The sequence below is a fragment of the Streptomyces lancefieldiae genome, from assembly GCF_031845825.1.
Lineage (GTDB): Bacteria > Actinomycetota > Actinomycetes > Streptomycetales > Streptomycetaceae > Streptomyces > Streptomyces lancefieldiae.
The window spans coordinates 1-13,638 of record NZ_JAVRFH010000024.1; the positions used below are offsets into that span (position 1 = coordinate 1).

At 71.7% G+C, this 13,638-nt stretch carries 11 protein-coding genes; 3 read left to right on the forward strand and 8 right to left on the reverse strand.

Translation table 11 applies throughout. The features are described from left to right. Positions 1-731: 731 nt before the first annotated feature. Positions 732-3,164: a hypothetical protein gene (locus RM812_RS22640; protein WP_311575069.1), complete on the forward strand. Its 2,433-nt coding sequence runs from the start codon at positions 732-734 to the stop codon at positions 3,162-3,164. Positions 3,165-3,447: 283 nt separating this feature from the next. Here RM812_RS22640 and RM812_RS22645 read toward each other — a convergent pair whose 3' ends face one another. Further along, positions 3,448-3,921, reverse strand: a complete 474-nt coding sequence (locus RM812_RS22645; RefSeq protein ID WP_311575070.1) for a carboxymuconolactone decarboxylase family protein — start codon at positions 3,919-3,921, stop codon at positions 3,448-3,450. 281 nt (positions 3,922-4,202) lie between these two features. Here RM812_RS22645 and RM812_RS22650 point away from each other — a divergent pair, with 281 nt between their 5' ends. After that, positions 4,203-4,505 (forward strand): hypothetical protein, encoded by a 303-nt coding sequence (locus RM812_RS22650; protein ID WP_311575071.1) that lies wholly within the window; start codon positions 4,203-4,205, stop codon positions 4,503-4,505. A 43-nt stretch (positions 4,506-4,548) separates the two neighbouring features. Here the strand turns inward: RM812_RS22650 and RM812_RS22655 are convergent, their stop codons facing one another. The 3 genes from RM812_RS22655 to RM812_RS22665 form a co-directional block, all read right to left on the reverse strand. Next, entirely contained in the window at positions 4,549-4,908 is a 360-nt protein-coding gene (locus tag RM812_RS22655; RefSeq protein WP_311575072.1) for a VOC family protein, read from the reverse strand. A 111-nt stretch (positions 4,909-5,019) separates the two neighbouring features. Beyond that, positions 5,020-6,534, reverse strand: a complete 1,515-nt coding sequence (locus tag RM812_RS22660) for an MFS transporter (protein ID WP_311575073.1) — start codon at positions 6,532-6,534, stop codon at positions 5,020-5,022. Between the two features lie 73 nt (positions 6,535-6,607). After that, positions 6,608-8,029, reverse strand: coding sequence for a DUF445 domain-containing protein (locus RM812_RS22665; protein ID WP_394816504.1), 1,422 nt, complete (start codon positions 8,027-8,029; stop codon positions 6,608-6,610). A 196-nt stretch (positions 8,030-8,225) separates the two neighbouring features. Between RM812_RS22665 and RM812_RS22670 the strand changes: the two genes are divergently transcribed. Beyond that, positions 8,226-9,590, forward strand: coding sequence for an SGNH/GDSL hydrolase family protein (locus RM812_RS22670; protein ID WP_311575074.1), 1,365 nt, complete (start codon positions 8,226-8,228; stop codon positions 9,588-9,590). Positions 9,591-9,857: 267 nt separating this feature from the next. On the opposite strand, the gene RM812_RS22675 is transcribed toward RM812_RS22670, so the two are convergent. Genes RM812_RS22675 through RM812_RS22690 form a run of 4 tightly spaced genes read right to left on the reverse strand, consistent with a single transcriptional unit; the run spans position 9,858 to position 13,413 of the window. After that, positions 9,858-10,694 (reverse strand): DUF1707 SHOCT-like domain-containing protein, encoded by an 837-nt coding sequence (locus RM812_RS22675; RefSeq protein WP_311575075.1) that lies wholly within the window; start codon positions 10,692-10,694, stop codon positions 9,858-9,860. Between the two features lie 34 nt (positions 10,695-10,728). Continuing rightward, positions 10,729-11,760, reverse strand: a complete 1,032-nt coding sequence (locus RM812_RS22680) for an ABC transporter ATP-binding protein (protein ID WP_311575076.1) — start codon at positions 11,758-11,760, stop codon at positions 10,729-10,731. After that, positions 11,760-12,614, reverse strand: a complete 855-nt coding sequence (locus tag RM812_RS22685) for an ABC transporter permease (protein WP_311575077.1) — start codon at positions 12,612-12,614, stop codon at positions 11,760-11,762. The genes RM812_RS22680 and RM812_RS22685 overlap by 1 nt, the downstream gene beginning before the upstream one ends. After that, the gene (locus tag RM812_RS22690; protein WP_311575078.1) at positions 12,607-13,413 is read right to left on the reverse strand and encodes an ABC transporter permease; all 807 of its coding nucleotides are present in this window, start codon (positions 13,411-13,413) and stop codon (positions 12,607-12,609) included. Before RM812_RS22690 ends, RM812_RS22685 begins: the two co-directional genes overlap by 8 nt. Positions 13,414-13,638 lie beyond the last annotated feature (225 nt).

Here is a 13,638-nt window from a genome sequence, read left to right on the forward strand (position 1 = left end):
AGACTCCTACCGGCTCAAGAACCGCGACATCGGCCGCACACCAAGCGCGGCAACCGGGTGAACAACTGCACATGCGGGGTCAAAAGTCACCGACCCCAAAGGGGTCCAGGTTCAGAGACCGCCGACACCTCATCCCATTCCCCCGCCGAAGCGTGCGAGCTGGACCTCGCGCGACTGCAGCGTCCCGTAGGTGTGAAAAGGGGGTGGGGGGCGGGGACAGTCATAGCGGCGGAACCTGAGCTTGTGTCGGTGAAAAGGCCAGGAAGGCTGGCAAGCCCCCAGCTCCGGCATCCGTCCGGGACGGGCCGGCGCCCCGTTGCCGGAGGGATGTGCCTCCTGCGCACCCTTGCCGGAACGGCCGGCTTCCTGCGCGCCCTTGTCGGCCGGGGCGGCGGGCGTACGAATCGGGGCCCCGGTGGCAGGGCCGTGGCTCGTGCGAGCCGGTACCTTCACCGCGAACGGGAGCATCGCGGCGGTCATCCCCGTGGCGGGCTGTCACGGACCTTGTTCGGTGGAGGTTCCTCGGGACGGTTTCTGCCGAGGAACCTCGGCGGCCTGTCGTACGGAGGACGGTGTTGCGGCGCAGTCTGCGGTCATGGCCTGGGCCACAGGGCGCCTCCACCCCGACGCGTTCCACAGTGTCCGCCAAACGTTTCCCTGCCACACCTCTTCTATTGAGCGTGCCTCGTTACCTTCACCTCGCCCGGTCCGGCAGCAGGAGAGGTACGTCCATGAGCACCCCTGTCCACCGCACCTCCGAACGGCCTTCCGTAGCCGCCCTGACATCGGCCCGGGAGCGTCGGGAGGAACGGCGGGCCGGGGGTTCGTCCGGGTCCAGGACCTCGGCGCAGCAGGCCCTCCTCGGACTCCAGGCCACCGCCGGCAACCAGGCGGCGACCGCCTCGGTGCAGCGCGCCAGAGGCAGGACCCTGGAACGGTCCCCGGCAACCGACACCCGCCGCACCGACTCGGACCCCGGCGCCCGACGCACCGCGGCCAGCCGCGAGCGGAGCGGCTCAGCACCCGGCGCCCTGGCCGACCGCGCCCCACGCGACCCGGACTCCGAAATCCGGCCCACCACCAGCACCCCGGAACGCGACGCGACACCCGAGAACGCCGCGGAAACCCGCTTCCCCCCGACCGGCCGCACCCGAAGCGGCTCAGCCCCCGGCGCCCGACCCGCCCCGGCCGGCCGTACCCGCCGCGGCTCGGAATCCGGCCTCCAGGACATGGAAGCCGACCCCCGCTTCGGGGACCACATCGAAGCGTCCAGGAGCGCAGCACGCGCCGCCGCCGACCGCGCCGCGGAAGAAGCGGCACGCGCCGCCATGAAACGCGCCGCCGTCGAAGCGGCACGCACCGCCGCGGAACGCACCGCGGAAGCAGCGGCACGCACCACCATGAAACGCGCCGCCGTCGAAGCGGCACGCACCGCCACCGAACGCGCCGTCGCCCAAGCACGCGCCGCGGAAGAAGCACGCGCCGCCGCCGAACGCGCGGCGGAAGAAGCACGCATCGCGGAAGAGGCACGCGCCGCCGCCGAGCGCCTCGCAGAGGAAAACGCACGTGTCGCGGCAGAACGCGCCGCCGAAGAGGCACGCATCTCCGCGGAGCGCGCCGACACCGACGCACACGTCGCAGAAGAAGCACGTGCCGACACCGAACAGGTCGCCGCCGAAACAGTACGCGTCTCCGAGGAACGCGCGGCCGCGGAAGTCGCCGTCGAAGAGCCCGAGACCACCCCCGCCCCCGCCTCGGAAACCGACACCCCACAGGAACGCAAGGCGGAAACCGACGCGACGGGGAAGAAGAGCGACCGCCTCAAAGAGGTGGCCGAGAACGCGGATGCGTTGAAGCGGACCGGCGACCTCGTCGACGCTCCGAGCAAGGGCACCATGGCCCCCACCTCCGCCGGTCTCGGCCAGCAGGCCACCGCCGGGGAGGCCTCCGGCGCTCCGGACGCCTCCGCCCTGAAGCACGACGCCGCTGCCTCGGGGGTCTCCGGCGCATCGATGAGCGCCCTCACCGAGCTCCTCGCCCTCGGGGCCAGCATCGCGGATTCGCTCAGGAACCTGAAGGTGTCCCTGAGGAAGACGGCCGGAGCCGGGCACCACAACGCGCGGAAGAAGGCCAAGGCCAAGGCGACCGACGCGGGCGTCAGTGTCCTCAGTACGGGTGCCAACGGCGGCGCCATCGCCAAGGACGCGGTCAAGATCCAGGGAGTGGCGAACACCGCGACCGCCGCCGAAGCGAGCGGCATCCTCAGCGCCGTCGCCGGTCTGGCGAAGAGCATCCGCGCCATGGGCAAGGTCGGGAGAGCGTCCAGCAAGTACCGGAAGCTGAGGAAGCTCGGAGATGCCGGCGTCGCCCACGCCGAACTGCTGGACACTCTCCGCGACCGAGCGAACACCTCGATGCAGAACGCCGCCGCCGCGTATACGGCGATATCGAGGGCGGCGGCCGACGGAAGCCGCCCGGAGGAGGAGCGGACGGCTGCGATCGCGGAGGCAGTGGAGCGCTACGAGGCGGTGGCGCAGCTCGAGGTCGAGGCCAAGCTCGCCTACTTCACCGCCCTGCGGGACGTGGACACCCTGGTCGAAACGCAGAAGTTCGCGAAGAAGAAGCAGCGCTCCAAGATCGGCAAGGAGATGACGGGCGGCGTCGTGGGCGAGGGCCTCAAGGGCGCGGCCGGCATCGTGACGGCGACCGCGGTCGCCGCGGGAACCCTGGCGAGCAACCCGGCCGGTTGGATCATCGCCGCGGTAGGGGCGGGCCTCGTCGTCACCGTCGCCGGCTACAAGGGAGGCCGGGCGGCCTACAAGCGTTTCCAAGAGGCCCACCACCCCGAACGCTTCACGCCGGACGGCGAGGAATCGCCCCCGGTGGCCAAGCCCACCTGGGAGTCGCTGAAGCACGCCATGACCGTCTGGAAGAAGGTGTCGAGGCACAAGCGCCAGTTGGCGGCGCACAAGATCTACAACATGGCCGCGAGCCCCCACACGGATCCCGAGCTGCGCCGCTCCGCCATGAACCTGCTGATCGCGATCAAGGCCAACCCCGCGAAGCACAACATAGACCCGGAGGAGTGGGAGGCGAGCCTCAGGGACCCGGCGGGCAAGGCCGACTGGATCAAGGAGATCACGGACCAGCTGGCCTCCGCGTGACCGGGAGGCACTACCGCTGAAACGGCGGGGCCGTCCGCCTGCGCGAGGCTCGCGCGGGCGGACGGCCGTCCGCTGCTGTGCTGCGTGTCAGCCCGGCACTGCGAGAACGTTCTTCCGTGGGGCGGACCCGGACAACGGGCTGGACCGGAGGACCGGGCGCGAAGGAGGAAGCCGCGCCGTACGGAGAGGCCGACCGGCCCGGCTGCCACCGGCATGCCGATGCCGTACTCGCGCGCGACGTCGCCGTCCCCGTCGCCGTCCGGCAACGTCGGAGAACGGGGCGTCAGCCGAACATCCCCGGCTCGTAGTCGCCGCCCGCCTGCCGGGTGATGACGTTCAGGCGGTTGTACGTGTTGATCACGGCGATCAGGCCCACCAGGGCGACGAGTTGCTCCTCGTCGTAGTACTTCGCCGCCTCCGCCCAGGCCTCGTCGGTGACGCCTCCGGCGGCGTCGGCGATGCGGGTGCCCTGCTCGGTCAGTTCCAGGGCGGCGCGCTCGGCGTCGGTGAAGACCGTGGCCTCCCGCCACACCGCGACCAGGTTAAGGCGCAGCGCGGTCTCCCCCGCCTTCGCGGCGTCCTTGGTGTGCATGTCGAGGCAGAGACCGCATCCGTTGATCTGGCTGGCGCGGATCTTCACCAGTTCCTGCGTCGTGGCGGGCAGCGACGAGTCCGCCAGGACCTTGCCCGCCGAGTTGATGTGCCGGATGAGCCGGCCTGCGAGGGGGTTGCCGAAGATGTTGAGTCGAGCATCCATGGTGTGGCCATCCATCGTTGGTCGGTGGTGGTCGTCAGTCGTCGCCCGTGGGCGTCACACGGCTACAACCTAGCGCGCGAGGGTGATGTGAAGGCCACGGAAGAGGGAAGTGGTCATGGCATCCCTACCTCTCGTACCCGGACATGGCCGCCCGTCCGGCCGGTCGGCCCACGGGCGTTCACCCCGGCGCGTGCGTCATGCCCGGTGCGGATTAGCCTCGGTCGCAGGAAGCGGCGCGGCGGGACGGAAGCGGCGCGGCAGTCAGTCAGCAGGAGGCAGGCATGGCGAAGGTTCCCAGCGCGGTGGTCGCCGCGGGCGGTCTGGTCGGCGGGTACGGCGTGGCCCGCTGGACGAAGAAGCGGCAGCTCGGCGGGGCCGTACTCGCCGTCGCCGGGGCCGCTGCCGCGCAGCAGTGGCGGCAGCGGGCCGGCGGGAAGGCCGCGGGTGCGCTCACGGCCGCCTACGTCGCCGGCTTCGCGGGGTCCCACCCGCTGGCCAAGAAGGTGGGCGCCTGGCCCGCCGTCCTCGGTGTCGCCGGTGCCGTGGCGCTGGCCTCGTGGGCGGTCGCCGACCGGCGCGCCTGAGAGACGGCGAGGGCCCGCGGGCACGGGCCGCGGCCGCCGGGGCTCAGGTCCGGTGCGTCAGCACGTTCACGACGCGCCCGTTCGGGTCCCGTACGAAGAAGCGCCGTACGCCCCACTCCTCGTCCCGCAGCTCCCGTACGACCTCCGCGCCCGACGCCACCACCTGCGCGTACACCGCGTCGACGTCCTCGACCTCCACGCTCAGGTCGGGGACGACCGGCGCGGTGCGTTCCTCGGTGAAGAGGCTGATCTGTGCGGTGGGGTTGGACGGTGAGGCCAGCGTCGTCATCCAGCCCATGTCCATGACCTCCTCGAAGCCGAGCAGACCGTAGAAGTCGCGACTCGTGTTCCACCGTTCCTCGGCCTCGACGTGGATGTTGGGGACGGTCCTGCGGACGGTCATCGGGCGGCTCCTCGCGTTCTGCCGGTCGGGGGTCGCGATCCCGGTGCGTACGGATGCGTACGGGTGTGTGCGGGTGTGTGCGGTGCGCATGCTTGCGCACGGGTGCGTACGCTACGCGGTCGCCGCGCCGGATCCCGTGGTTCCCCGGGTGCCCGCCTCCACCGTCGACAGCGGCTCCGCGATGTCCTCCAGGGAGCGGCGTTCCGCCTTCACCGCCAGGAACGCCGCCACCAGACCGGCCGCGCACATCAGCCCGGCGCCGACCTGGAAGGCCATGACCGTGTCGCCGACCACGCCGGACTCGGTCAGGTCGGCGAAGAGCAGCGGGCCGCTGATACCGCCGGCGGCGGTGCCGAGGGCGTAGAAGAAGGCGATGGCCATGGCGCGGGTCTCCATGGGGAAGACCTCGGAGACGGTCAGGTAGGCGCTGGAGGCGCCCGCCGACGCGAAGAACAGCACCACGCACCAGCAGGCGGTCATCGTCGTGGCCGTGAGCGATCCCCGGTCGAAGAGGTAGGCCGTGCCGAACAGCAGCAGACCCGACAGCAGATACGTACCGGAGATCATGATCCGGCGGCCGACCGTGTCGAAGAGCTTGCCGAGCAGCAGCGGGCCCAGGAAGTTGCCGGCGGCGATGACGGCGAAGTAGTAGCCGGTGGAGCCGGTCGGCACGTCGAAGAAGGTGATGAGGATGGTGCCGAAGCCGAAGGTGATGGCGTTGTAGAGGAAGGCCTGGCCGATGAAGAGGGACAGGCCGAGGACCGCGCGGCGCGGGTAGCGGCGGAAGACGGTCCTGGCGATCAGGCCGAAGCCGATGCTCTTGCGCTGGTGGATGGTGATCTCACGGGCCGGCCGCGGCAGCCGTTCACCCTTCTCCTCCTCGATCTCCCGTTCGACGGACGACACGAGCCGGTCGGCCTTCTCGCCCTGGCCGTGGATGAACTGCCAGCGCGGGCTCTCCGGGACGTGCCGGCGGACGAGAAGGATGACCAGGCCCAGGACCACGCCGAGGCCGAAGCTGAGCCGCCAGCCGAGGTCCTTGGGGAAGATGTCGGTGTCCAGCATCACGATGGACAGCAGCGCGCCGCCGATCGCGCCGAGCCAGTAGCTGCCGTTGATGATCAGGTCGACCCGGCCCCGGTAGTGGGACGGGATCAGCTCGTCGATCGCGGAGTTGATGGCCGCGTACTCGCCGCCGATGCCGAAGCCGGTGAGGAACCGGAAGAGGAAGAACCACCAGGACTCGAAGGACAGGGCGGTCAGCGCGGTCGCCGCCAGATAGACCACCAGCGTCACCATGAACAGCTTCTTGCGGCCGTGGCGGTCGGTCAGCCAGCCGAAGAACAGCGCCCCGGTGCACGCGCCCGCCACGTACAGGGCGGCGGCGAGACCGGTGACCTGGGCGGAGCTGATGTCCAGGCCGCTGCCGTCCTCGGCGATGCGTCCGGCGACGTTGCCGACGATCGTGACCTCCAGGCCGTCCAGGATCCAGACGGTGCCCAGGCCGATCACGATCATCCAGTGCCACCGTGACCAGGGCAGCCGGTCCAGGCGGGCCGGGACCGCGGTGGTGACGGTTCCGGTGGAGGCGGGCACGGCGGCCGGTGACGACGATTCTGCTGTCATGGCTCCCTCTCCGTCGAGCGAACGCCTCCCGTGTGCCCTGGACCGGGAGCGACACGCCCGCCGCGCCGGGAGGCTACGCCCCCAGGATGCGGGAGACCGTGTAGATCAGCAGCCCGGCCAGCGAGCCGACCACCGTGCCGTTGATCCGGATGAACTGCAGGTCGCGGCCGATGTTCGCCTCGATCTTCCTCGTGGTGTGCTCGGCGTCCCAGCTCGCCACCGTGTCGGTGATCAGGGACGTGATCTCCCGGCGGTAGGTGGTGACGACGTACACCGCGGCGCCCTCGACCCAGGTGTCGACCTTGCTCTGGAGCCGGTCGTCGGAGGCCATCCGGGCACCCAGCGACAGCAGCGAGGCCCGCACCCGCAGGCGCAGCTCGCTCCGCTCGTCCTCCGCCGCAGAGACGATCATGGATCGTACGGCCGTCCAGGCGGAGGCGATCAGGTCCTGGACCTCGCCGCGGCCCAGCACCTCCGTCTTCAGCCGCTCCACGCGCGCACGGGTCTCCGTGTCGGACTGGAGGTCGGAGGCGAAGTCGGTGAGGAAGCGGTCGAGGGCGCCGCGGGCGGGGTGGGCGGGCATGTCGCGCATCTCGGTGACGAAGCGCAGCAGCTCCTTGTAGACGCGCTCGCCGACCCTCCGGTCCACGAACCGGGGCGTCCAGCCGGGGGCCCCGCCCTGCACGGCGTCCATCACGGAGTCGCCGTGCAGGATCAGCCAGTCGTGGGCGCGGGAGACGATCAGGTCGACGGCGCGCCGGTGGCCGCCGTCGGTGACGACCCGCTCCAGCATCTTGCCGATGCCGGGGGCGATCTCCTGCGCGCCGGCGCGGCGCGTGATCGCCTCCCCCACCACCGCCTGCACGTCGGAGTCGCGCAGCACGGTGAGGGCGCCGCGCAGGGCGGCGGACAGCTCGGCCGTCACCCGGTCGGCGTGGTCGGGGACCGCGAGCCAGGCACCGAGCCGGCTGCCGATGCCGACGGCGCGCAGCCGCTGCCGTACGACGTCCTCGGAGAGGAAGTTCTCCCCGACGAACTCGCCGAGCGAGACGCCCAGCTGGTCCTTCTTCTTGGGGATGATCGCGGTGTGCGGAATGGGGATGCCGAGGGGGTGGCGGAAGAGGGCGGTGACCGCGAACCAGTCGGCGAGCGCGCCGACCATGCCGGCCTCGGCGGCGGCCGAGACATAGCCCGCCCAGGCGCCCGCGCCCCGGTGGGAGGCCCACTCGGCCAGGACGTAGACCACGGCGACGAACAGCAGCAGGCCGGTCGCGGTGAGCTTCATGCGGCGCACGCCGCGGCGTTTGACCTCGTCGGCCGGGCTGAAGGACGTCATCGCGCGGTCGCGTACGGCGCCGGAGGCAGCCGGGGTCCCCGAGGCACCCGTGGCCGCTGTGGCCCCGTCGGCCCCGTCGGCTCCGGGGCCGCCTCCGGCACCTCGCGGCACCTCGACACCTCCGGAACCGTCCCGGTGTTCCGCTCTCGTGCGTTCCATCCACTCCACCGTTCGCCGATCCGCCCCGCACACATTGTCCCTTCCTGACCGACTCCTGGAACGGAACACAAGTTCCCGGGGACTGCCAGGGAGGGGAACGCCCCGGGCTCCTGGGCCCATCACCGGCCCATGCCGCATCATGGACGAGTCGGACCGGAGCCTCGGGGCTCCCTTCGCCCGAGGAGAACAGCACAACATGACCCGGGGTCGTGACGGAGGTGCGGGGGCGCCTCCCTCCAAGCACCGTGCCCTGCTCGCCGCGATCATCACCTTGATCGTGGCGATTTCCGCGGCCATATACGCCGCCGCGGCCGCCGACGACGGCACGAGGGACCGCGCACCGCTCGCCGGCGACCGGTTCCCGGGGAGCAACGCCGCCCCCGCCTCCACCGGCACCTGGGTCGGCGCCTGGGCCACCGCACCGGCCGCGGCCGAACCGGGCACCGCGGCGACCGGCATGGCGGGCCGCTCGGTACGCAACGTCGTGCACACCAGCGTCGGCGGCACCAGCGCCCGGATCACCCTGTCCAACCTCTACGGCCGCTCCCCGCTGACCGTCACCCACGCCTCCGTCGCCCTGGCCGACGGCACCGGCACCGCCGCCGCGCTCGCCGACACCATGCGCCGGCTCACCTTCGGCGGCAGCGTCCGGGTCGTCGTCCCGGCGGGCGGACAGGTCATGAGCGACATCGCCCGCATCGCCATCCCGTACGGCGCGGACGTCCTGGTCACCACGTACTCCCCCGTCCCGTCCGGCCCCGTCACCTTCCACCCGCAGGCACGGCAGACCAGCTACCTCGCCGACGGCGACCACGTCGCGGACGTCACCGCGCTCGCGTACACCACCGAGACCCGGTACTGGCGCTACCTGACCGCGCTGGACGTGCTGACCCACGAGGCCGACGGCACCGTCGTCGCCATCGGGGACTCGATCACCGACGGCCTCGGCGCCAAGACCGACGCCAACCACCGCTGGACCGACGTCCTCGCCGAGCGACTGCACAGGGCGGCCCGGGACGGGCGGGACACGCCCCGCTACAGCGTCGTCAACGAGGGCATCAGCGGCAACCGGATCCTGACCGGCAGGACGGGTCGGCCCGCCGACAACCCGAGCGCGCTCAGCCGCTTCCCCCGGGACGTGCTGGGCCGCACCAACGTCAAGGTCGTCGTCATCGCCCTCGGCGTCAACGACGTCCTGCACAGCCCGGAACTCGCCGACCGGGACGGTGTCCTCGCCGGGCTGCGCACGATGGCCGACCAGGCGCGCGCCCGCGGGCTGAAGGTCGTCGGCGCGACGATCACGCCGTTCGGCGGCCACGACGGCTACACGCGGGCCCGCGAGAGGATGCGGCAGGAGATCAACGAGGAGATCCGCTCGGGCCGCGTGTTCGACGCGGTCGTCGACTTCGACAAGGCCCTGCGCGACCCCTACGACCCGCGCCGACTGCGCTCCCACTACGACAGCGGCGACCACCTCCACCCCAGCGACAAGGGGTACGCACGGATGGGCCGGACCCTCGACCTGGACGACCTGAAGGGCGCGGCCCGGGTCCAACTGTGACCGGCACGGGGCCCCGGCCTCGTCCGAACGGCACGACACGGCGCCCCGGGTGGCCGGCTCACCGACGTCGGCCCACCGTCACTCGGTCCCGCACCCGGCCGGCCCGCACACGGCACCGGCCCCGCCGCCACCCGAACCGACCGCACACCACGGCACGGCACCCCGGAAGGCCGGCTCAACGACCTCGGCCCACCGTCACTCGGTCCCGCACCCGGCGGACCCGCACACGGCACCGGCCCAGCCGCGACCCGCGCGCCCGCGGTGCGGTCAGTCGTCGTCGCGCCTGCGGCGGTCCCGCTCCTCGCGGCGCAGTTCGCGCTGCTCGCGGCGTTCGTCGCGGTGCTCGCGCAGCATGTCCCGGTGGCCGTCCAGCATCCTGCGGTGGGCGCCCTCCACGTCCTCGCGGAAATCGGAGTGCAGCTCCCTCATCGCGGCCTTGCGCTCCAGCTTCTCCTGCCGGCGCTCCTCCTTCTGCCGCTGCCTCTCCGCCCGCGTCAGCTTGCGCTCGACGCCGACCCCGCCCCAGAAGGCGAAGCCCGTCACGACGACGCGCGGGGCGCCCGGATCCCCGGGGACACCCTCCTCACGGTGGTCGAAACCGCCCATGATCCCGAGGCCGCGCACGACCACCTCGACACCCGGCGGCACGATCACGTTCATCCCGCCCATGACGGCGACGCAGTTGATCACGACCTCGCCGTCCGCGAAGTTCGCCTCGCGCAGGTCGATCTCCCCGCCGCCCCAGAACGCGAAGGAGTTGAACCGCCTCGGCACCGTCCAGCGCCCCTTGCGCTGGAAGCCGGACATCACGGCGACCGCCCAGGACGACGAACCCTCGCCGCCGGTGATCCGGCCCGCCCAGCCCCCGCCGCGCTCGGGCTCCTTCGTCATCGACACCCGCGGCGCCGCGTCCGCCGTACCGGCCGGCAGGTCCCGGGTGATCGGCGCCAGCTCCCCGTACGTCCGCGCGCTGTACGTGGCGTCCAGCCGCTCCTCGAACTCGGACATGTCCAGACGCCCCTCCGCGAGGGCGTCCCTCAGGACCTCGGCGACTCGTTCACGGTCGGCGTCGGAGGCGCGGAGCTCCGGGGCGTCGTCGGTCATGTACAGCAGCCTACGAGGTGACCGGCGCCGGACACTACGCGCCGGTGCGTTCCGCATACATCTTGGCGATCACCGACTCGATGTCCGGCTCCCGCACCGACAGGTCCACCAGCGGATACTCCGCCGCGACCCGCGCCACCAGCCCCGCCGCCGACGCCGACGCCGGAAACGCCAGCCACTGCCGCGGCCCCTCCACCCGCACCACCCGCGCCGGCGCGGGCGCCTCGATCGGCGGCAACTCCCGCTCCAGGTCCACCACCAGCGTGCGCTCGCTCTCCCCCGCCTCGTGCAGCCCGGCCAGCGCACCGTCGTACATCAGCCGCCCGTGGTCGATGACCATCACCCGGGAACACAACTGCTCGATGTCCTGCAGATCGTGCGTGGTCAGCAGCACCGTCGTGCCGCGCTCCGCGTTCAACTCCCGCAGAAAGCCCCGCACCTTGGCCTTCGACACCACGTCCAGGCCGATCGTCGGCTCGTCCAGGTACAGCACCTCCGGATCGTGCAGCAACGCCGCCGCGATGTCGCCGCGCATCCGCTGCCCCAGCGACAGCTGCCGCACCGGCACGTCCAGCAGCTCCCCCAACTGGAGGAGTTCCACGCAGCGGTCCAGGTTCTCCCGGTAACGGGCGTCCGGGACGCGGTACATGCGGTGCATCAGCCGGTAGGAGTCGATCAGCGGCAGGTCCCACCACAGCGTCGTCCGCTGACCGAACACCACCCCGATGCGGTGCGCCAGCCGGACCCGCTCCCGGGACGGATCGATGCCGGCCACCCGCAGCCGGCCCCCGCTCGGCGTCAGGATGCCCGTGAGCATCTTGATCGTCGTCGACTTCCCGGCACCGTTCGGACCGATGTAGCCGACCATCTCACCGCGCGCCACGGTGAACGACAGCCTGTCCACCGCCCGCACCTGCCGCCGCTCCCTCCTCAGGAACCCGGTCCGCCTGCGCACGTCGAAGACCTTCTCGACGCCGTCCAACTCGATGAAGGCCGCCCCGGGCGCCCCACGATCGGTGTCCACCTCTGCCGACTCCCTCGACTGCCGTGACTCCAGTGACTCCATCAGCTGCCTGTACTCCGGTACGAACGAAGCCCCGCCCGCCACGCCAGCCCCGCCGCCCCGAGACAGGCCACGGCCACCAGCGGCGGCAGGAACGCCACCCACTGCGGCAGGTCCAGCGGATACGGCCGCCCCAGCACATGACTCGCCGGCAACCAGTTCACGAAGGCCAGCGGCACCACGAACGTCACCCCCCGCACCATCTCCAGCGCGAACACCGTCGGCGGATACTGCAACATCGTCGTACCGCCGTAGGTGAAGGCGTTCGACACCTCCGACGCGTCCTGCGCCACGAACTGGAACGCCGCCGCCGCCACGAACACCGCACAGAAGATCCCCGCGCCGCTGAGCAGCATCACCGGCACCAGCAGCAGCTTCACCGGCGTCCAGTCGATGTCCACGACGACCAGCGCGTAGCCCAGCACCAGCAGGCCCTGCACCACCCGGCCCAGCCGGCGCAGCCCGAAACGGTCCGCCGCCACCTGCGCCAGCACCGGCGCCGGACGCACCAGCAGCGTGTCCAGCGTGCCGTCCCGCACCCGGCGGCCCAGCCGCTCCATCGAGCCGATCGCCAGGTCGGCCAGCCCGAAGGAGACCCCGGAGAGCCCGTACAGGAACGCCACCTCGGACAGCGAGTAGCCGCCCAGCGCGTCGACCCGGGAGAACATCAGCAGGATCGCCACGAAGTCCAGCGCGGTCATCGCGAAGTTCCCGAACGTCGTCAGCACGAAGGACGTCCGGTACGCCATCGTCGACCGCACCCACATCCCCGCGATCAACCCGTACGCGCGCAGCCCCTCGACGAACCGGCCGCCGCGCCGCACCCCCCGCTCGGCCGCCTCAGCCGCCTCAGCCACCCTGCACCACCACGCGACGCGTCGCCGCCGACTGCACCAGCCGCCCCACCGCCAGCAGCGCCACCGCCCACCCCGCCTGGAAGACGAACGTGCCCAGCACATCGGCCTCCCCCAGCAGCACGTCCGCCGGCGCCTGCAGCAGCGACGACCACGGCAGCGCCCGTACCACCTCGCCCAGCGCACCCGGGAAGACGTTCAGCGGCAGCAGCATCCCCGAACAGAAGAGCCCCGCGATCCACGCCATCTGCTGCACCCCCGCGCCGTCCATCAGCCAGAACGCCGACAGCGCCACCAGATACCGCAGCGCGAAACCCACCACCATCGCCAGCAGCACCGCCACCAGGAACGCCAGCCACGTGCCCGCCTCCCGCGGCAGCGCCACCGGGAAGAACAGCGACCCGAACGCGAACGGCACCACCCCACGCCCCAGCAACTGGAACAGCGCCCGCCCCGCGTCCGCCGCCAGCCACCACAGCTGGAGGTCCACCGGCCGGTACAGATCGACGGCGATGTCACCCGAACGGATGCGTTCCATCAGTTCGTCCTCCATGCCGCCGCCCCCGATCGCCAGCGCGGCCAGCAACGCCTGCCCCAGCCACACGAAGGTGACGGCCTGCGCCTGGTCGTAGCCCCCGAGCTGCGGTTTCTCGTCCCACAGGGCCAGATAGGTGTACACCAGGACCAACCCGAAGACCGTGTTGGTGAACACCCCGGCCGCCGTGGCCGCCCGATACGTCGCGTACCGTCTGAATCCCCCGGCCGCAACGGCCGCGTACAACCGCCCCGAGCCCACACCCACAGCCCTCCTCCACCGGCCGGCACCAAAGCGCACGAGCCTAGGGCGACGGCCACGGGCCGCGCCACGCAATATCCGCGGCACGGGACACGGGGCACAGGGCACAGGACACAGGGCACAGGGCACAGGGCACAGGGCACGACGCCGGACGGATGGCACCCGGTTTCACGGGTGTGCCGCCGAGCGGGAACGGAACGCCCGGTGCGAGAGTCTTCATCAGAGGGCGCA